Origin of the sequence: Bradyrhizobium sp. NBAIM01, from assembly GCF_020194115.1 — a bacterium.
Classification (GTDB): Bacteria; Pseudomonadota; Alphaproteobacteria; order Rhizobiales; family Xanthobacteraceae; genus Bradyrhizobium; species Bradyrhizobium yuanmingense.
Map to the genome: position 1 here is coordinate 23,645 of NZ_JADYVU010000010.1, position 18,090 is coordinate 41,734.

General features: G+C 64.7%; 15 protein-coding genes. 2 read left to right on the forward strand and 13 right to left on the reverse strand.

Annotated elements, in window-relative coordinates; genetic code table 11:
- Positions 1 to 178: 178 nt before the first annotated feature.
- The 12 genes from I6F31_RS27030 to I6F31_RS27085 all read right to left on the reverse strand — a co-directional run bounded on the left by I6F31_RS27030 (position 179) and on the right by I6F31_RS27085 (position 13,515).
- Positions 179 to 2,503: a mechanosensitive ion channel domain-containing protein gene (locus tag I6F31_RS27030; RefSeq protein ID WP_225186390.1), complete on the reverse strand. Its 2,325-nt coding sequence runs from the start codon at positions 2,501 to 2,503 to the stop codon at positions 179 to 181.
- 765 nt (positions 2,504 to 3,268) lie between these two features.
- A complete protein-coding gene (locus I6F31_RS27035; protein ID WP_225183977.1) occupies positions 3,269 to 4,306 on the reverse strand; it encodes a patatin-like phospholipase family protein in 1,038 nt (345 codons plus the stop codon).
- Positions 4,303 to 5,232 (reverse strand): polyphosphate kinase 2 family protein, encoded by a 930-nt coding sequence (locus I6F31_RS27040; protein WP_225172898.1) that lies wholly within the window; start codon positions 5,230 to 5,232, stop codon positions 4,303 to 4,305. The genes I6F31_RS27035 and I6F31_RS27040 overlap by 4 nt, the downstream gene beginning before the upstream one ends.
- Positions 5,192 to 6,211: a branched-chain amino acid ABC transporter permease gene (locus tag I6F31_RS27045; RefSeq protein ID WP_225172897.1), complete on the reverse strand. Its 1,020-nt coding sequence runs from the start codon at positions 6,209 to 6,211 to the stop codon at positions 5,192 to 5,194. The genes I6F31_RS27040 and I6F31_RS27045 overlap by 41 nt, the downstream gene beginning before the upstream one ends.
- Positions 6,208 to 7,089 carry a branched-chain amino acid ABC transporter permease gene (locus I6F31_RS27050; RefSeq protein ID WP_109145936.1) on the reverse strand — a complete coding sequence of 294 codons (882 nt, stop codon included), beginning with the start codon at positions 7,087 to 7,089 and terminating at the stop codon, positions 6,208 to 6,210. Before I6F31_RS27050 ends, I6F31_RS27045 begins: the two co-directional genes overlap by 4 nt.
- A gap of 5 nt (positions 7,090 to 7,094) precedes the next feature.
- Positions 7,095 to 7,799 carry an ABC transporter ATP-binding protein gene (locus tag I6F31_RS27055; RefSeq protein WP_036025019.1) on the reverse strand — a complete coding sequence of 235 codons (705 nt, stop codon included), beginning with the start codon at positions 7,797 to 7,799 and terminating at the stop codon, positions 7,095 to 7,097.
- A 3-nt stretch (positions 7,800 to 7,802) separates the two neighbouring features.
- Complete coding sequence (locus tag I6F31_RS27060; RefSeq protein WP_225141612.1) at positions 7,803 to 8,570, reverse strand: ABC transporter ATP-binding protein; 768 nt, start codon at positions 8,568 to 8,570, stop codon at positions 7,803 to 7,805.
- Between the two features lie 12 nt (positions 8,571 to 8,582).
- Positions 8,583 to 9,905: an ABC transporter substrate-binding protein gene (locus I6F31_RS27065; RefSeq protein ID WP_225186391.1), complete on the reverse strand. Its 1,323-nt coding sequence runs from the start codon at positions 9,903 to 9,905 to the stop codon at positions 8,583 to 8,585.
- Positions 9,906 to 9,998: 93 nt separating this feature from the next.
- Positions 9,999 to 10,703 (reverse strand): NUDIX hydrolase, encoded by a 705-nt coding sequence (locus I6F31_RS27070; protein WP_225143047.1) that lies wholly within the window; start codon positions 10,701 to 10,703, stop codon positions 9,999 to 10,001.
- A 28-nt stretch (positions 10,704 to 10,731) separates the two neighbouring features.
- Positions 10,732 to 11,757, reverse strand: a complete 1,026-nt coding sequence (locus I6F31_RS27075; RefSeq protein ID WP_036037483.1) for an ABC transporter substrate-binding protein — start codon at positions 11,755 to 11,757, stop codon at positions 10,732 to 10,734.
- Between the two features lie 151 nt (positions 11,758 to 11,908).
- Entirely contained in the window at positions 11,909 to 12,697 is a 789-nt protein-coding gene (locus I6F31_RS27080) for an ABC transporter permease (protein WP_036006641.1), read from the reverse strand.
- On the reverse strand, positions 12,697 to 13,515 hold the full coding sequence (locus I6F31_RS27085; protein ID WP_225137986.1) for an ABC transporter ATP-binding protein: 819 nt from the start codon (positions 13,513 to 13,515) through the stop codon (positions 12,697 to 12,699). Before I6F31_RS27085 ends, I6F31_RS27080 begins: the two co-directional genes overlap by 1 nt.
- 277 nt (positions 13,516 to 13,792) lie before the next feature.
- Here I6F31_RS27085 and I6F31_RS27090 point away from each other — a divergent pair, with 277 nt between their 5' ends.
- Together I6F31_RS27090 and I6F31_RS27095 are read left to right on the forward strand one after the other, a co-directional pair.
- Positions 13,793 to 14,575, forward strand: coding sequence for an ABC transporter ATP-binding protein (locus I6F31_RS27090; protein WP_036025013.1), 783 nt, complete (start codon positions 13,793 to 13,795; stop codon positions 14,573 to 14,575).
- On the forward strand, positions 14,572 to 16,128 hold the full coding sequence (locus tag I6F31_RS27095) for an ABC transporter permease/substrate-binding protein (protein ID WP_225186392.1): 1,557 nt from the start codon (positions 14,572 to 14,574) through the stop codon (positions 16,126 to 16,128). Before I6F31_RS27090 ends, I6F31_RS27095 begins: the two co-directional genes overlap by 4 nt.
- Before the next feature lie 70 nt (positions 16,129 to 16,198).
- Here the strand turns inward: I6F31_RS27095 and I6F31_RS27100 are convergent, their stop codons facing one another.
- A complete protein-coding gene (locus I6F31_RS27100) occupies positions 16,199 to 17,911 on the reverse strand; it encodes a sulfatase-like hydrolase/transferase (protein ID WP_225186393.1) in 1,713 nt (570 codons plus the stop codon).
- Between the last annotated feature and the right edge of the window lie 179 nt (positions 17,912 to 18,090).

The following is an 18,090-nucleotide window of genomic DNA, read 5'->3' on the forward strand; positions in this document are numbered from 1 at the left end:
CACAGCCATTGTCGGCCAGCGTTCAGTCGAGATCAAGGAGACTCCGGCCGCGATCGTGATCTCGCACCGCAGCAGATTTTGCAAACGCCTGGCACTTGCGCGCGAAAAGGTTTAACGCGCCAACCGGGGCGCGCGTTGGCGGACCCGCAAATAAAGGCAGGCCGGAATTTGGGACTGCTTATCCCGCCGCCCGCCGGGGCGTCAGATTGGCAGCGCTGTCCGCCGGCGGCGCGATGTGCATCAGGATGGTCTGCACCGGCGATGCGACCTCGATCCCGTTCTGCTGGAAGCGCAGCTTCATGCGGCGGTTGAATTCGCGCTGGACCGGCCAGCGGCCGGCCTCGGTGCAGCGGATCTGCCCGACGATCGACACCATCGCGCCATCGACCTTGTCGACGCCCCACAGCTCGAGGTCGCCGCGGATGAGCGCGCGGAAGTCCGCTTCACGGCGCATCTCATCGACGATATCCTTGAGGATCTGGCCGGCGCGGTCGGTGTCTTCCTTGTAGGCGACGTTGACGCTGACCGAAGCGTTGCCGGCGCCGCGGCTGGCATTGGTGATGGTCGTGACTGCGCTGAACGGCACGATGTGCACGGCGCCGTCGCCCGCGCGCAGACGGATGGTGCGGATCGAGACGTTCTCGACGACGCCCGACAACCCCGACACGCTGACGCTGTCGCCGACCTGCACCGTATTCTCCAGCAGCAGGAACAGGCCGGTGATGAGATCCTGCACCAGCTTCTGCGAGCCGAAGCCGATCGCAATGCCGACGATGCCGGCGCCCGCCAGCAGCGGCGCGACGTTGACGCCGATCTCGCTGAGCGCGGTGAGGCCGACGATTGTCGCGATCAGGCAGAGCAGCGCTGTGCGCAGCATCGGCTGGAAGGTGCGCAACCGCGCGGCGCGGGCATAGTGCCCGTCCCGCGACAGCGTATTGATCTGGCGGTCTAGGAGCGCATTGCTGGCTTCCCAGATCGCCGCGGCGATGAGCACGGCAAGGCCAATGGTCACCACGGCCGAGATCAGCCGGCTGCCGATCTGGCCGCCATAGAACCAGACGATCGCGTCCACGCCCCAGACCTCGAGCACCGCCACGAAACCGATGAAGGCGATCACGCCGGATACGATCCTGCGGAGCAGCGGCAGATAGCGGTTGGCACGGATCTCGAGGCCGGGAAAGCGCTGGAGGATCTCCGGCTTGATGCGGAAACCGCGATCGATCAGGCTCAGCGTCAGCATGATGACGACACGTGCGACCAGCGCCACTGCGATGGTGCCGACGAAATATTGCAGCAGCAGCGAATAGCCGTTGCGGATGTTGAGCGCCCACACCGCCCAGAGCGCGAGGTCGAGCGCGATGGCAAGATAGTGCCAGCCGCCGGCGACGCGGTTGCGCAAACGAGCCGCGATCCCCTGCCGCTCGGCCGGGGCGCGGATGGCATCGGCGACCTGGCGGCGGCATTGCAGGACGATGACGGCGATGAAGAGGTGCACGACCAGCATCACCATGCGCAGCAGCGCGGCGTAGCCGGCGCGGTGCAGGCCGAGCAGCAGCGCCACATTGGCAAAGGCGATGCCGGAGACGCCGACGCCGACGATGCGGCGTGCCCAGATCTCGACATAGGCGGCGGTCTCCGCGCGCACCGGAAACAAGCCGAACGGCCCCGCCAGCGCCCGGACCAGGCAGATGAGCCCGCGCGAGAACGCATAGGCGTTGACGACGGCGAGGATCACGAGGCGGACGGTTGTCGGTTCTCCAATCTCCGTCCCGAGCAGCGCGGTGGCGACGCCGACGAAGACGAGCACGGGAAGCAGCTCGAGCACGAAACGCCCGAGCACGAAGGGCAGGCGCAGCATGATCTGCCAGACCCGCGCAAGGCTGTGGCGTCGCTCCTGCATTTCAGGTGCAGGCGTAACGTCGGCGACTGACGATGGCGGATCGGCAAGCGGGCACGCGGGTGCCGGCAGGCGCGCGGTTTGCGGCACGCGTCCCTCCAGGAACGCGACCGGCCGGCGGATCAGGCGGAAGATCACCCATTCGGCCAAGAGGGCGCAGCCGAGCACCAGCGCCAGCTTCCAGGCGATCTCGATCAGAAGATTGTAAGCCGCGGGATCGTTCGCGGTGCGCACGATCCAGTAGTAGAACGCCGGAAAGTGCGTGAGCGTCCGCGCGATGCCGGCGATCTCACGCGAGATTTCGCCGATCTCCTCCGAGACCGTCAGCATGAGCTGCGCACCGAGGCCGTCGGCCGAAAGCGGGATCGGCGAATTCGGCTGCGGCGCGGCCTGTTGCGGACCAGACGCGTTGGCGATTGCACGGAGCGTATCGATCATCTGCGCGCGCTTCTTGTCGTCCTGAAGCGTGTCCAACGCACGCTTCGCCTCGTCAGGCGATAGCGCCGCGGCACCGTTCGCGGACGGCGCATCGGCGCGGGCGCAGGAGAGAGAAGAGATTGCAAGGAAAAGAGCGGCGAGAAGCGCCGGGACAAGCTTTTGCGACACGCAGATTCCCTGGAAAAGTGAATGTGCTCGCAGGTAGCGTGACCGCCCCCGCCGAAGCACATCCGTCATGTCGGATCGGCGCTATTCGCCCCCCGCCTGTGTCGGAAGTTGGCCTTTGGGACGACATTCTCTTGGCATTTGCCGCAGCGCAGGATCGGGAGCTGACGTCCCGTCAGCGCGCGCAAAGACCGTTTGCGGATCAACCAGCAGGATTGAGACGAGCGGGGTGTCAAAAAAATTGGTGCGGCGGCCTTCACGGCCATCCGACACGACTAAAATACAGCGCCGGGAAGGTAGGGGCTTTGCCTCACTGATGCAGCCCGCTAAACCTTGTCCCGGCGTGCCGTTCGCGGTTTCCGCCGCTATGCGATAGTCCGAACGAGCTCCATCGCAATTACCGCGGCTGGATTTGCGGAGGTGGTGTCATAGACCTCCCCTTGCTCATGAGGTGGACGTTGCGCGTCGCTTGTTTGCGACCGCTATGATGCTCCTCCTGCGTCGCAAAACTGTCAAGCGGGATCAATGATCTGACGATCACATTTGACGATCCGAGTTCCGCCGTGCAAATCGCTTCCGCGCGAAGTGAGGGATTTCCGAAGGCAGCCGGTATGGTGACATCATGCCCCTGTTTTGCCCGACGATGCAAACGAATTTCGTAAAATCCGCATCGCGGATGATGAAGGCCGATAAGCCATTGATTCCGCTATGCCCGGCTACTGTGCATGGGGTTGTTTTCGCACTTTTGGTCGATGGCCGCCCGGCCATCTAGAGAAACATCTCCGCGAGGTCGACCGTCGAGGCCTTTCCGATCTGGTCGAAGTTTCGCGCCAGCCAGTTGCGCGCCGCCGCGCGGCCCTCATCGCGCAGGCGGCACAACAGGCTCCATTCGGGGTGGAACTGCGTGGCCGTGCCGAGCTGCGACATCAGCGCGTCGTTGCCGATCCAATGCATGTACATGCGGCTGTGCCTGTTGCTGTCGAGCTCGCCGTCGTCGATCAGCCGGGTGGCGAAGGCGATCGCGCGCATCTCGCGCATCAAGGACGAATTGAAGCTGATCTCGTTGATGCGGTGCAGGACATCGGCGGCACTGGCCGGCAGCTCGTCACGCCGGATCGCCGTCACCTGCACGATGACGACGTCGTGGCTGCCCTTGCGGTAGATCAACGGATAGATCGCGGGATTGCCGAGATAGCCGCCGTCCCAGTAATGCTCGCCATCGATCTCGACAGCCTGAAAATAGGGCGGCAGGCATGCCGAGGCGAGCACGGTTTCCGCCGTCAGCAGCGGGCTCTGGAATACCTTGATCTTGCCGGTGCGGACGTTGGTGGCGTTCAGAAACAGCTGCGGCGCCTCCGGCGAGGAATTGAGCCGGTCGAAATCGATCACGCGCTGCAGCAGCGCGCGGAGCGGATTGAAATGAAAGGGATTGAGCAGGTTCGGCGGCAGCGTATGCGTCAGCGTATGGATGAAGGCATGGACCGGATGATATTCCGGCGGCAGCTTCAGGGCCTGGATCCACTGGTTCAGCGGCGACATCAGATCGTACGCCATGTCCATGCGCGACACTTCGTACCAGAACGCGTGCAGGCTCTCCCGCGCGGCCTCCGCGCCTCCATGCGCCATGCCGGAGGCCATCGCCACCGCATTCATCGCGCCGGCACTGGTCGCGCTGATCGCCTCGATCGCGAGCCTGCCGTCCTCGAGCACCTGGTCGAGCACGCCCCACACGAAGGCGCCGTGCGCACCGCCGCCCTGGAGCGCGAAGTTGACGTTCTTGCAGTTCGTGGTCCCGCCGGCTGTCACTTTGCTTGCCTCTTGCCTCCCGTGCCTTCTTTCTCCAGCGCCTTGCGCACCTGCTTGAACTCCTCCAGCGAGGCCCTGTCGGCGCGGGGGAAGCGCAGGTCGAGCTTTTCCAGCTCGGCATTGATCACCGAGCCGATCACGACGCGGGCGAACCATTTGTGGTCGGCGGGCACGACATACCAGGGCGCATGGGACGTCGCCGTGTGCCGGACGATGTCCTGGTAGACCGCCTGGTAGCGCGGCCACAGCGCGCGCTCCCTGATGTCGTCCATGGAGAACTTCCACTGCTTGGCCGGATCGTCCAGCCGCGCGAGGAAACGCTCGCGCTGCTCTTCCTTGGACAGGTTGAGAAAGAACTTCAGCACCACGGTGCCGTTGCGGCAGAGATAGCGCTCGAAGGCGGAGATGTCCTCGAACCGCTCCTTCCAGATGTTCTTGGTGACGAGCTTCGGCGGCAGCTTCTGCTTGGCGAGAATCTCGGGATGCACGCGCGTCACCAGGCATTCCTCGTAATGCGAGCGGTTGAAGATGCCGATATGGCCGCGCTCGGGCAGCGCGACCGCATGACGCCAGAGGAAGTCGTGGTCGAGCTCCTTGCTGCTCGGCGCCTTGAAGGCCGTGACCTCGCAGCCCTGCGGATTGATGCCCTCGAAGATCGCCTTGATCGCAGAATCCTTGCCGCCGGCGTCCATCGCCTGGAATACGATCAGGAGCGACCAGCGGTCCTGCGCGTAGAGCTTCTCCTGAAACGCGATCAGCCGCTTCTTGTTGGCATCGAGGATCGCCTGCGCCTTCTCCTTGTCGAGATCGCCCTTCTCGTCGGTCTTGTGGTCCTTGAGGTGAAACTTGCCCGAGCCATCGTAGCGAAACGGCGTGATGTAGCGGTCAAGCTCCTGGGCGAGCGACTGGGACGACTTTTTGCTCATGAGCGCGGGGCACCTTGCGTTGCAACTTCAATCGGTCGAGCAAGCTACCAAGGATGCCCTTGGGAAGGAATATGATGAAAAGCACGAGCAGCACGCCGTAGACGAGATTGTCCCAGCCGACCGCCTTGGTGCCGAAACCGATGCGCAGCGTTTCCGCCAGCAGGATGGTGATGATGGCGCCGACGGTCGGACCGAGCGAGACGAACAGCCCGCCGACGATCGCGGCGAACACCATCTGCAGCGAGACCGCGATGCCGCTGACCGTGTCGGGCGTGATGAACATCTGGTACTGGCAGTAGATCGCGCCCGCCAGCGCCGTCATCAGCGCGCTGAGCAGCGTGATCTTCAGCTTCTCGGCGGTGACGTCGACGCCGGCCGCGGCGGCGGCATCCTCGTCCTCGGAGATCGCCTCCAGCGCATAACGCGCCATGCTGCGGTCGACCCAGTGCCAGACCACGATGCCGAACAGCCAGACCGCAAGCGCGATCAAGTACCAGGTGGTCTTGTCGTCGAATTGCAGCGCCAGCAGCCTGTTGCCGGACGCGCGGTTCGGGGTGTAGCCGAGCGAGCCGCCGGTATAGTCGCGCGTCGCGGTGATGACCTGGAGCACGATGCCTGACAGCGCCAGCGTCACCAGCACGAAATAATGCCCTGTGATACGAAAGCGGAAGCAGGGATAGCCGACGATCATCGCCAGCGCGCCGGCCGCCGCCATGCTGATGGGAATGCCGATCCAGGGCGACAATCCTGCGTGATTCCACAACAGCGCCGTAACGTAAGCGCCGATCCCCATGAAGCCGCCATGGCCGAGCGAGACGAGGCCGAACCTCCCCATCATCGACCAGGACGTATAGGCGAACGACCAGATCAGGATCAGCACCAGGATGTGCAGATGATAGGGATCGCGATAGACGAAGGGCAGCGCGACCAGCGCCGCCAGCCCCACGCCCCATGCAGCAAGCCGCCCCTGCCCCATCATCGGCGCCTCGCAAGCAGGCCCGCGGGCCGGATGAACATCATGACGATGAAGAACGCGAAGGCCAGCACATAGCCCCATTCGAGGTCGGAGAACAGGCCCCCGAGCGAGATGATCTCGGCGAACACGAAGGCGGCGATGAACCCGCCGATGAAATTGCCGAGGCCGCCGAGCACGCAGATCAGGAAGGTGATCGGCCCGAAGGACAGACCGACGAAGGGATGCACGTCGTATTGCAGCACCAGGAGGCAGGCGGCGAGGCCGGCGAGCGCGCCGCCGAGCGCCGACGTGATCAAGTAGATCCGCTTGGTGTCGACGCCCATCAGCGCCATGATCTGCCGGTCCTGTGAGATGGCGCGGATCGCAGTGCCGGTGAAGGTGCGCGTCATGAACAGATAGACCGCGACCATGCCGACCAGCGCGGCGGCGAACGAAAGCAGTCGTGCGTAGCTGAAATTCATGTCGCCGAAGGCGAGCACCGGCAGGCGGATGCCGAGATTGCGGAAGTCGATGCCGAAGGCCACGGTGGCAAAGCTCTGCAGCACGAACAGCACCCCGCCGGTCGCGAGCAGTTGGTTGATCGGTGGCGCGGTCAGCAGCGGCGCAATGACGAGGTAGTGCAGCGCCGCACCAAGCACGGCGACCAGCAGGATAGTGAGCGGGGCAGCGACGAAATAGCTGACGCCGTAATACTGCACCATGAAATACATGCCGTACATGCCGATCATGACGAGCTCGGCGTAGCAGATCCAGGTCACGTCGATGACGCCGAAGATCAGGTTGAGCCCCAGCGCAAGCAGCGCCAGCACGCCGCCGAGCAGGATGCCGTTGATGACGGCCTCCAGCAGGTAGATGTCGAATACGTCCAGGAACGCCTGCATGCCCATCACACCCCGAGATAAGCTTCCTTGACCGTGTCGCTCGCCAGCATCTCGGCCGAGGTGCCGGAGGCGCGGATCGTGCCCGCCTCGATAAGATAGGCGCGGTCGACCACCTTCAGCACCTGCTGCACGTTCTGCTCGACGATCAGCACCGTCAGCCCGCTGGCACGGATCCGCTTCACCAACTCGAACACCTGCTGCACCACCACCGGCGCGAGCCCCGCCGAGGGTTCGTCGAGCAGCAACAGTTTCGGATTGGACATCATCGCGCGGCCGATGGCGCACATCTGCTGCTCGCCGCCGGACATGGTTCCGGCCATCTGGTGACGGCGTTCCTTCAGGCGGGGGAACAGGTCGAACACCACCTCCAGCCGCTCGGCGTAGTGGTCCCGCGCCTCCTTCATGAAGGCGCCCATCTTGAGATTGTCGTCGACCGTGAGCTGCGGAAACAGCCGCCGGTTCTCCGGCACATGCGCAATGCCGAGGCTGACGATCTTGTGCGACGGCGTCGCGACGAGGTCGACGCCCTCCATCCTGATCGATCCGCGCGAGGGACGGATCAGGCCGGAGATGACGCGCATCAGGGTGGTCTTGCCGGCGCCGTTGGGGCCGATGACGCCGACGGCTTCGCCGGCCTTCACGTCGAGGTTGACGTCGAACAGCGCCTGGAAGGTGCCATAGCCGGCATTGAGGCCGCGAAGCTCCAGCATCACCTAGCCCCCTGCGCGGCGGCGCGCTTCGGCGGCCGCGGCCTGCGTGGTCTCGGCGTCGGTGCCGAGATAGACCTCGATGACGCGCGGATCGCCCGCGACCGCGCTCGGCAGGCCTTCCGAGATCTTCTCGCCGTGATCGAGCACCATGACGCGGTCGACCACGCGCATCAGGACGCCCATGATGTGCTCGACCCAGATGATGGTGATGCCGAGCTCGTCGCGGATGTTGCGCAGCATGTCCGCAGCCTGGTCCATCTCGGCCTCGTCGAGACCGCCGAGGCTCTCGTCGGCGAGCAATAGCTTTGGCGCGGTGGCGAGCGCCTTCGCCAGCTCCAGCTTCTTCAGCCCCGCTGCGCCAAGCCCATCGACGCTAGCATGGCGATCGGTCGGCAGGCCGACCATCGCCAGCGACCGCTCGGCCGCCTCCTCCGCCTTGGCGCGGCTGTGGCGGCCCTGGCCGTAGAAGCCGGCAAGCGCGACGTTCTCGAAAATGCTGAGGCGGCGGAACGGCCGCGGGATCTGAAAGGTTCGCCCGATGCCGCTGTTGATGATCCGGTGCGGCGCAAGGCCCGCAATCTCGTGCCCGGCGAACACGATCGATCCGGAGGTCGGCGCCAGCGTGCCGGACAGCATGTTGAAGATCGTGCTCTTGCCCGAGCCGTTGGGACCGATCAGGCCGAGGATCTCGCCCTGATCGACCCGGAACGAGACGTTGTTCACGGCGGTGAAGCCGCCAAACCGCTTCACCAATCCGCTGACTTCCAACACCGCAGAACCCCGCTATTGGTTGCTGTAGGTGGTGCCCTTGGGCAGCGGCAGCACGGCCTCGCGCTGCGCCTGGCTCTTGGGCCACACCACATAGGACTTGTCGTCGACGTATTGGATCACGACCGGGAACGAGCGCTCGTTCTGGCCGGCCATTGGCGAGCCCTCGCCGTGGAATTTGACGCCGAAGCCGAGCATGGTGCCGCCTTCGGGTATGTCGGTGTCCAGTGCTGCCTTGCGCAGGGAATCGGGATCTACGCCGCCATATTTCTTGATCGCTCGCGGCAGCACGTCGTTCAGGAACAAATAGGTGTTGGACGCAGCCATGCCGACATGGGCCGAACGGATGGCGACACCCGGCTTGCGCTTGTCGAACTCCTCGCCGACCGCCTTGATGATCGGCGGCAGCTTCGGATCCATGCTCTTCTGGTTGGCGAGCCAGATCGAGATCGGATCGGTGTTGAAGACATAGTTTACGTCGGCGCCCAGGCCTTCCTTCAGCTTCTCATAGACCCCGTAGCCGGCGCCATGTCCTACCAATGCGCCGAACTTCAGCCCTTGTTCGCGGGCTTGCCGGAGCAACAGGGTGATGTCGGGATTATAGCCGGTATGGAACACCACATCCGGCTTGGCCCGTTTCAGCTTGGTGACCAGCGCAGACAGATCCGGGGCCGTCGCCGAATAGCCCTCTCTGAGCACGATGTTGAAGCCGGCCTTCTTGGCACCGGCCTCGTTGCCTTTGGCAACGTCGACGCCGTAGGCGCCGTCCTCGTGGATGATAGCGACCCGCAGGTCCTTCGGGTCCTTGCCCAGCTTTTCCTTCGCGTTCTGCGCGATGAAGTCCATCGTCATCATGCCGAACTGGTCGCCGGAGGCCTGCGGGCGAAACACGTATTTGTAGTTCTTGTTCTCCAGCACCGCCGACGAAATGCAGGTCGTGATCCACATGAACTTCTTCAGCTGCTCGACCCGCGCTGCCACTGGCACGCATTGCGCCGAGGAGAAGAAGCCGAGCAGCATGTCGACCTTTTCCTGCTCGATCAAACGGATCGCTTCATTGATGGCGATATCCGGCTTGCTCTGAGCATCGGCATAGATCGCCTCGATCTTGTAGCCTTCGACGTCTTTCGCGCTGTACTGATCCAGCATGATCCTTGCGCCGGTATATTGCAGCTCCGAACCGCCGCCGGCGAGAGGGCCGGTCAGGTCGTAGATGACGCCGATCTTGAGCTTTTTCTCTTGAGCCTTGTCTTGGGCCGCGGCAGACACCGCCAAGCCCGTCGCTGATATCGCGACCAACAGCCCACGTACCACGCGGGCAGCCATGCGCAGGCGCATCAAAACCTCCCTGGACGATTTGTGCATTGCATTCTTGGTGCAATTCTTCGGCCCATCACATGGGCTGCGCGCGGCGATGTCAAGCCTCGCGCATCAGCGCGCTGCGAACTGCTGCTCGACGAAGGCCGTGACAAATCGCGGCATGGACGGCCTGAGATCGCTGGTCCCGCGCACGAGGTGAATAGCGGACAGCTCCGGCTCGGTCTCGCGCGCAAGGTTGGTTTCGATCCGGGCGCGAGCCACATCGCCCGGAATGTCCAGGTTGATGACCTGCAACATCGCGATCGTGGGGCCCGTGACCACGCAATGCCAGCCCGGCTCGATCCGATAGTCGGCCGCGGTCAGGCCGGTCTCCTCGCCGACCTCGCGGACGACGCTGCCGGGAATGTCGAGCGCGCCGTCCCTGACATCGTCGAGATCCGGCGTTCCCGAGGGGAAATAAATGCGGCCCGCATTGGCGGTGTGGGGCGCCATCTCGCCCATGATGAAGGCGCCGTCGGAGGCGCGCAGCGCGCCCATGCCGAAGCCGTTGAACACGGCCTTGTCGGGAAAGCCCCAGTCGCGCCAGGCGAGGAAGCTTGCGAAATCCGTCTCGAAATAGGTCGCGGTCAGGTGACCGTCGTTGAACACGGCGTCACGCCCGAGCAGGACGCGGCCGTTCCAGATTTTCGGCCGCTCGCGCTGCTTCTCGGCGAAATGCGCCGCGATCTCGGCGCGCCGTTCCTCGGCGAACGGCCACACGATCGGCCGCACCGCAAGATCGAGCGTCGCGACGCGATGTATGACCGGTGACGTCATGACGCCTGATACCACGCCATGGCGTCGGCTATTTGGCGCTCCCCGTTGTCTTCTTGGCCTGCTCGACGAATTTGTTGGTGAAGGTCTTGCTGACGTCGATCTTGGCGTTCGCCACCTCGGGCGAGCCGACGCTGAACACTGCAAGCACGGCGTCGGCGCCCTTCGGGTCCATCTTGCCGGTCTCGGAATACATCGGGATCGTATTCTTCAGTGCGGCAAGATAGAGGTCCTTGTTCTTGCCGACGGTTTGCTCGGGCATCTTCGCCATGATCTCCTCCGGCGTATGCGAATGGATCCAGGCGAGCGTGGCGAGGATCGCATTGGTGAGCGCCTGCGCCTCCTTCTCATGGCCGTTGATCCAGGCCACGGTCGAATACAGCGCGCCGCCCGGATATTCGCCGCCGAACGTCTCCAGCGTATCCTTCTGGGTACGGGTGTCCGAGAGGATACGCAGATCCTTGTGGCTGCCCTGCAGCACGGTCACGGACGGATCGAGCATCACTGCCGCGTCGATCTGGCCCTGCTCCATTGCGGCCACCGCAGTGGCGCCGAGGCCCACCCCGATCACGGCGACGCTGGTGGGATCGAGCCCGTTCTTCTTGAGCATGTATTTCAGGAAGAAGTCGGTGGAGGAGCCGGGCGCACTGACGCCGACCTTCTTGCCGGCGAGATCCTTGACCGACTTGATGTCGTTGGTGCGCGAGGGCGCGACCACCAGGACGAGGCCGGGATAGCGGTCATAGACCACGAAGGATTGCAGCTCCTGCTTCTTGGCGGCGAGATTGACGCAATGGTCGAAATAGCCGGAGACCACGTCGGCGCTGCCGCCGAGCACGGCTTTGAGCGCATCCGAGCCGCCCTTGAGGTCGACGAGCTCGACACTGACGCCGGCCTTCTCGTATTCGCCGAGCTGCTTGGCCAATACCGTCGGCAGATAGCACAGGCAGGAGCCGCCGCCGACCGCGATGGTGACCTTGCTTTGCGCCGCGGCAAGCGAGGTGGTGAGCGTCAGCGCGAGCAGTGCGCCGGCGAGCCTGGCAATCGTGTTCTTCATTGGTTTCCTCCATTCGGCCGCCGGCACCATAGAGCAGCGGGGCTAGCTTGAGAAGCTCCGCCTGAGCGGGCTGGCCATCAGCCCCTCGGCGCAATAGCGGTGCCCAACACACGTCCGCGATCGCATCGACGCGATCAAATAGACCTGCTTCCTACCCCCGCCCGTCCGACGCGGCCGGCCGCCACACCAGGAGGCGCCGCTCCACCAAGGTGACGCCGAAATCGATCAGGATGACGAAGGCCGACAGCACGAACATGCCGGCGAACACGCCGGCGACATCGAAGATGCCCTCGGCCTGCTGGATCAGATAGCCGAGCCCGGCCGCCGATCCCAGATATTCGCCGACCACCGCGCCGACCACGGCGAAGCCGACGGAGGTATGAAGCGACGAGAACATCCACGACAGCGCCGACGGCCAATAGACATGCTGCATCAGCTGCCGCTCGCTCATGCCGAGCATGCGGCCGTTGTCGAGCACGGTCCGGCTGACCTCCTTGACGCCCTGATAGACGTTGAAGAAGACAATGAAGAACACCAGGGTGACGCCGAGCGCGACCTTGGACCAGATGCCGAGCCCGAGCCACAGCGCGAAGATCGGCGCCAGCACGACACGCGGCAGGGCGTTGACCATCTTCACATAGGGGTCGAACACCGCGGCGACCAGCGGCTGGCGCGCGAACCAGAAGCCGACCAGGACGCCGCCAAGCGATCCGATCACGAAGGCGAGGATCGATTCCGCGAGCGTGATGCCGAGGTGCTTCCAGATCACGCCGGAGGCGAACCATTTCACGATCTGGCTGAACACGTCCAACGGGTTGGAAAAGAAGAACGGCGGCAGCAGGATCTTGCCGAACACGGGAACGGTCGACAGCACCTGCCACAGCACCAGGCCGACGACAGCGACCAGGATCTGCAGCGCAAACAGCGTCGTGCGCGACATCAGACCACCTCCGCCGCCTGAGTGGACTGTGCGTACCCCTTCATCACCTCGTCCTTCAGCACGCTCCAGATCTCGCGATGGAGAGCATGGAATTCCTTGTCGAGGCGCACCTCGAAAATGTCGCGCGGGCGGGCCAGGCCGACGCGCCAGTCGCCGATGATGCGCGAGGACGGCCCCGCCGACATGATCACGACGCGGTCGGCGAGCGCGATGGCCTCTTCGAGATCGTGGGTGACGAACAGCACGGCCTTGCGGTCGGCACTCCACAGATCGAGCAGCAGATTGCCCATGACCTGGCGCGTCTGCGCATCGAGCGGCCCGAACGGCTCATCCATCAACAGGATCTTCGGATCGCGGATCAGCACCTGCGCCAGCGCCACGCGCTTGCGCTGGCCGCCCGAAAGCATGTGCGGATAGCGGTTCGCGAAGGCGCCGAGGCCGACGGCGGTCAGCCATTTCTGCGCCTGCGACAAGGCCTCCGTGCGCGGCGTGCCCTTGACCTCGAGTCCGATCGCGACATTGTCGAGCGCAGTCTTCCAGGGGAACAGCGCATCAGCCTGGAACAAATAGCCGGCATCCCGATTCAGCCCCGCCAATGGCTGGTCGAAAATCCTGACGCTGCCCGCGGCGGGCTTGAGCAGGCCCGCCGCGACGTTGAGCAGCGTCGATTTTCCGCACCCTGTGGGCCCGACAATGGCGACAAACTCGCCCTGTGCCACCGCGAGATGGACCTTCTCCACCGCCGTATAGACCCGGCCGTCCCCCAGCCGGAACGCAACCTTGGCATCTTCCAGCGCCACTGCCGTGGGCGTCGTCATGTGCTTCCTCCAACTCAGGCCGATGCCTTAGCCGCTCGTGCGGCCAAGTTCAATCAAGCCGCCAAGCGTGCTACGCATGGGTACTTGCCGTGCTCTCACCCTCCCCTGGAGGGGGAGGGTCGGCTCACATGAGCGCAGCGAAATGTGAGACGGGGTGGGGTGACAGTCTCTCCACAGAGGCAGTGCCCGCGTGGACAGATCACCCACCCCGCTCGCGCTGCGCGCGATCGACCCTTCCCCTCCAGTGGAGGGTAAGAGAAAAGAGAGCTCTCCTGCGATGTCTTCCAAGCTGGCGATCAGCTACCAGCACGTCACCAAGCGCTTCGGCTCCCTTGCAGCCGTCGATAACGTGTCGCTCGACATCGCCGAGGGTGAGTTTGTGGCCGTCGTCGGCGGCTCGGGCTCGGGCAAGACCACGCTGCTGCGGCTCGCCAACCGGCTGATCGAGGCCGATAGCGGCACCATCACCGTCGAAGGCGAGGACGTGCGGAATGTCGATCCGGTCGCGCTTCGGCGCCGGGTCGGCTACGTCTTCCAGAGCGGCGGGCTGTTTCCGCATCTGAGCGTCGCCGACAATATCGGCATCACGCCGAAGCTGCTCGGCGAGCCGGCTGCGGCCGTTGCAGGCCGCGTCGACGAGCTGCTGGAGCTCGTGCAGCTCGACCGCGCAACGCATCGCGACCGGCTGCCCGAGGCGCTCTCCGGCGGCGAGCGCCAGCGCGTCGGCGTGGCGCGGGCGCTCGCGGCAAGGCCCCGCATCGTGCTGATGGACGAGCCGTTCGGCGCGCTCGATCCCCTCACCCGCGATGCGCTCGGTGACGATTATCGCGCGCTGCACCGCAAGCTCGGCCTGACCACCGTGATGATCACCCATGACATGACCGAGGCGATCCTGCTCGCCGACCGCATCGCAGTGATGCGCGGGGGACGATTGCTCGCACAGGGTACGGCTGCGGAGCTCTCGAGCAGCAGCGACGATTACGTGCTCGAGCTGTTGCGTACCCCGCGGCGCCAGGTCGAGCGGCTGAATGCGTTGCTGCCGATGGGCGGTGCGGCATGAGCCTCTTCACCGATCCGCGCTGGGGCGAGGCGCTGTCGCATCTGCCGGACTACCTCGGCAACCATGTGCGGGTGAGCCTCGCCGCCCTCGCGCTTGGCCTCGCCGTGAGCCTGCCGCTGGCGATCCTGACGCGCAACCGTCCGGCGCCACGCGGCATCCTGCTCGCGTTGGCCAGCATCGTGCAGACCGTACCCGGGCTGGCGCTGCTCGCGCTGTTCTATCCGCTGCTGCTGCTGGCTGCTTCCGTCACGCTGGCCTGGTTCGGCGTATCTTTCTCCGCGTTCGGCTTCCTGCCGGCGATGCTGGCACTGGCGCTCTATTCGATGCTGCCGGTGCTGCGCAACGGCATCACCGGCCTCAACGGCATCGATCCCGCGCTGATCGAGGCTGCCGAGGGCGTCGGCATGACCGCGCGGCAATCGCTGCTGATCGTCGAGCTGCCGCTCGCGCTACCGGTGATGATGGCCGGCATCCGCACCGCGGCGGTGTGGGTGATCGGCACCGCGACGCTGTCGACGCCGATCGGGCAGACCAGTCTCGGCAATTACATCTTTGCCGGCCTCCAGACCCAGAACTGGGTCTTCGTGCTGTTCGGCTGCGTGGCTTCCGCTCTCCTCGCGCTCGCAGTCGACCAGTTGCTTGGGCTGATCGAGAGCGGCCTGCGCCGCCGCAGCCGTGTGCGCAGCGGTCTCGGGGCGCTCGGAATCGCGGCGCTGGTTGCAGCAACGCTGGTGCCGACCATGGGGCGCTCGTCGTCAGGCTATGTGGTTGGCGCCAAGACCTTCGCCGAGCAATATGTCCTGTCGGCATTGATGAGGGACCGCCTCGAGGCGGCGGGCCTCTCGGCGGCCGCACGCTCCGGCCTCGGCTCCAGTGTGATCTTCGGGGCGCTGAAGGCCGGCGACATCGATCTCTATGTCGACTATTCCGGCACGCTCTGGGCCAACCAGCTGCATCGCACCGACATCAAGCCGCGCGCAGAACTGGTGGCGGAATTGAAGACGGCGCTCGCCAAGGACGACATCACCCTGCTCGGCGAGCTCGGCTTCGAGAACGCCTATGCGCTGGTGATGCCAAGACGACGCGCCGATGCGCTCGGCATCCGAACCGTCGCCGATCTCGCCGCACATTCGGCCACGCTGTCGATTGCCGGCGACTACGAGTTCTTCTCGCGGCCCGAATGGGCTGCCCTGCAAAAGGCCTATGGGCTGCAGTTCCGCGCCCAGCGCCAGATGCAGCCGGACTTCATGTATGCGGCCGTCGCCAGCGGCGAGGTCGACGTCATCGCTGGCTACACCAGCGACGGCTTGATCGCCAAATACGAGCTCACAGCGCTCGACGATCCCAAACGCGCGATCCCGCCCTACGACGCCATCCTGCTGCTTGCGCCGAACCGCGCCGGTGACGCGCGACTGCAGGCGGCGCTCAAGCCATTGCTCGGCAAGATCGACATCGCCACCATGCGCGAGGCGAACCTGCGCGCCAGCGGCAATGATGCGAATTCATCACCGGATGCGGTGGCGAGGTGGCTGTGGGAGAAGATCAAACAGTAGGTCCGCCGCCGCTTGATGAGCACCTCAGGGGTGACGGTCGAAGAGTTGCGTCCGCGATCCAAGCGAGAGGCTACAGCCCCCGGATCATCCCCGCGTCGATCAGCAGCCGGTTCAGCCGCCGCGCCTCGGCGCCATCCTTGCAGCCGTAAAAGATGCCTTTGCAGCGGAGCATGATCTCCTTCTGCTCGGCAAAGGACGGGTCGAGCGGGATGCCGGCGGCTTCCTGAACCACCAGCGGCAGATAGGGACCGTCAATCGTGTCCATCACGGCCTGGCTTCCGACCGGTTCGAAATTGATGGCGTCGATGGCATAATAGGTCGCGTAGAGGCGCGGATCGTAGGCGTCGAGCTTCTTGCCGATGGCGCCCTCGTCGAGCCCGGGCTCGAGGATGGCAGCCGCAAACTCCGGCTGATGATCGCCGTAGCGCACGATCAGGAATGGCTCGCCGGGAAAGGTCTTCTTCAAACCGGCAACGAACGCCTTGTACTGTTCGGCGCTCATAGTCTGGCGGCGCAGATATTCATCGATGGACGGCACATTGCCCGGCGCGCGCCAATTCGGCAGCAGATCGGGACGGAAGCGGGTCTCCCAAGGGAAGTGGTTGGCACCGAGATAGATGAAGGCGAACAGCGGCTTGTTCGGCGGCTGCTGGCCGATCAGCTGAAGCGCCTTGTCGTAGAAGAAGCTGTCGGGCTCGACACCCTTGGCGCCCAGATCCTTGGAATCGAGGAAGCGTTCGATTCCCGTCGTCATCTGGAAGCTGCGCGCGCCCATGAAGCCGCCATGGGCGGGATAGAGCGACAGCGTGTCATAGCCGCAGCGGCGCAGCGCCAGCGGCAGGCCGCGCTCGACCCGGTTCGAGGCGATGCGCGTGACGAAATAGGCGAAGCGGCCGAATGAACGCGAGGAAAGCCCTGCGAGCACGTTATACTCGGTGAACCAGCTCGGCCCGCCATTGCTCTCGGCGAGGAACGTGCGCTGCTTGCCGTCCCACGATTTGAAATAGTCGCCATAGCGCGGCGGCACCTTGATGCCCTGGGCGGCGCGGATGTCGAAGCTCGATTCATCATGGATCATGATGATGTTGGGCCGGCGGCCAGCCGGGTGGCAGGCATCGACCAGCGGCATGTTGAGCCGCTCGCCGGTCGAAGCAGACGCCTCCATGAAGCCGTATTGCGCAAAATCGGAGACGGCCGTGACGCCCGAGCGGAAGAATTTCGAGAGATAGCCGTCGTCGTAATAGCCGCGCCAGGCCTCGTCCGGGTGATAGAGCGAATAGCAGACCAGGGCGGCAAGGCAGGCGAGCTTGCAGGCGAGCGCCGGCAGGCGGCGGATGCGGAACGGATCGAGCCACCACAGCGCATACATCAGCGGCAGCGTGACCAGACCGGCCAGGATCACCGACCAGCGTAAGTTCGGGAAGATCGTGAACAGGAACGCGACGGAGTCGCGGTCGATCATCATCAGGTCGATGAAGTTGACCGTCATCTGCACGACGTCGTGCTTGAGCCGCGACAGCAGCACCAGCACGACCACCATGGTCAGCGACAGCGCACCCGACAGCGCGGGGCGACGCAGCAGCGTGATCCAGAAGAAGTTGAGGATGCCCCAGGCAAGCGCGAAGGACAGGCGCGAGCCGAAATCGGTCTCGGTCTCGTACATCAGGGCGAGTGCCGCCAGATGCGGCGCTGCAACCGCGAGCAGCCGCCAGATGCCGAGCGCGGCGACGCTCGCCAGCACGGTCGTCGTGGCAGAAGGACCTGGATTGGGCGCGGACGCCATCGACGACACGCAACTTCTGGTCCGGCGCGGTGATGCCAAGCCTGGCTGGCCGACCCAAAAACAGCCAGGGCGTCCGGAGCAGCCGGAAGCCTGCACCGTGTCATAAAACTGTAACGGAATGGTCAAGGAGAGGCAACGCGCGGCGCGGTCCGACCTTCGCTTAATGTTAGCGGGCTGCG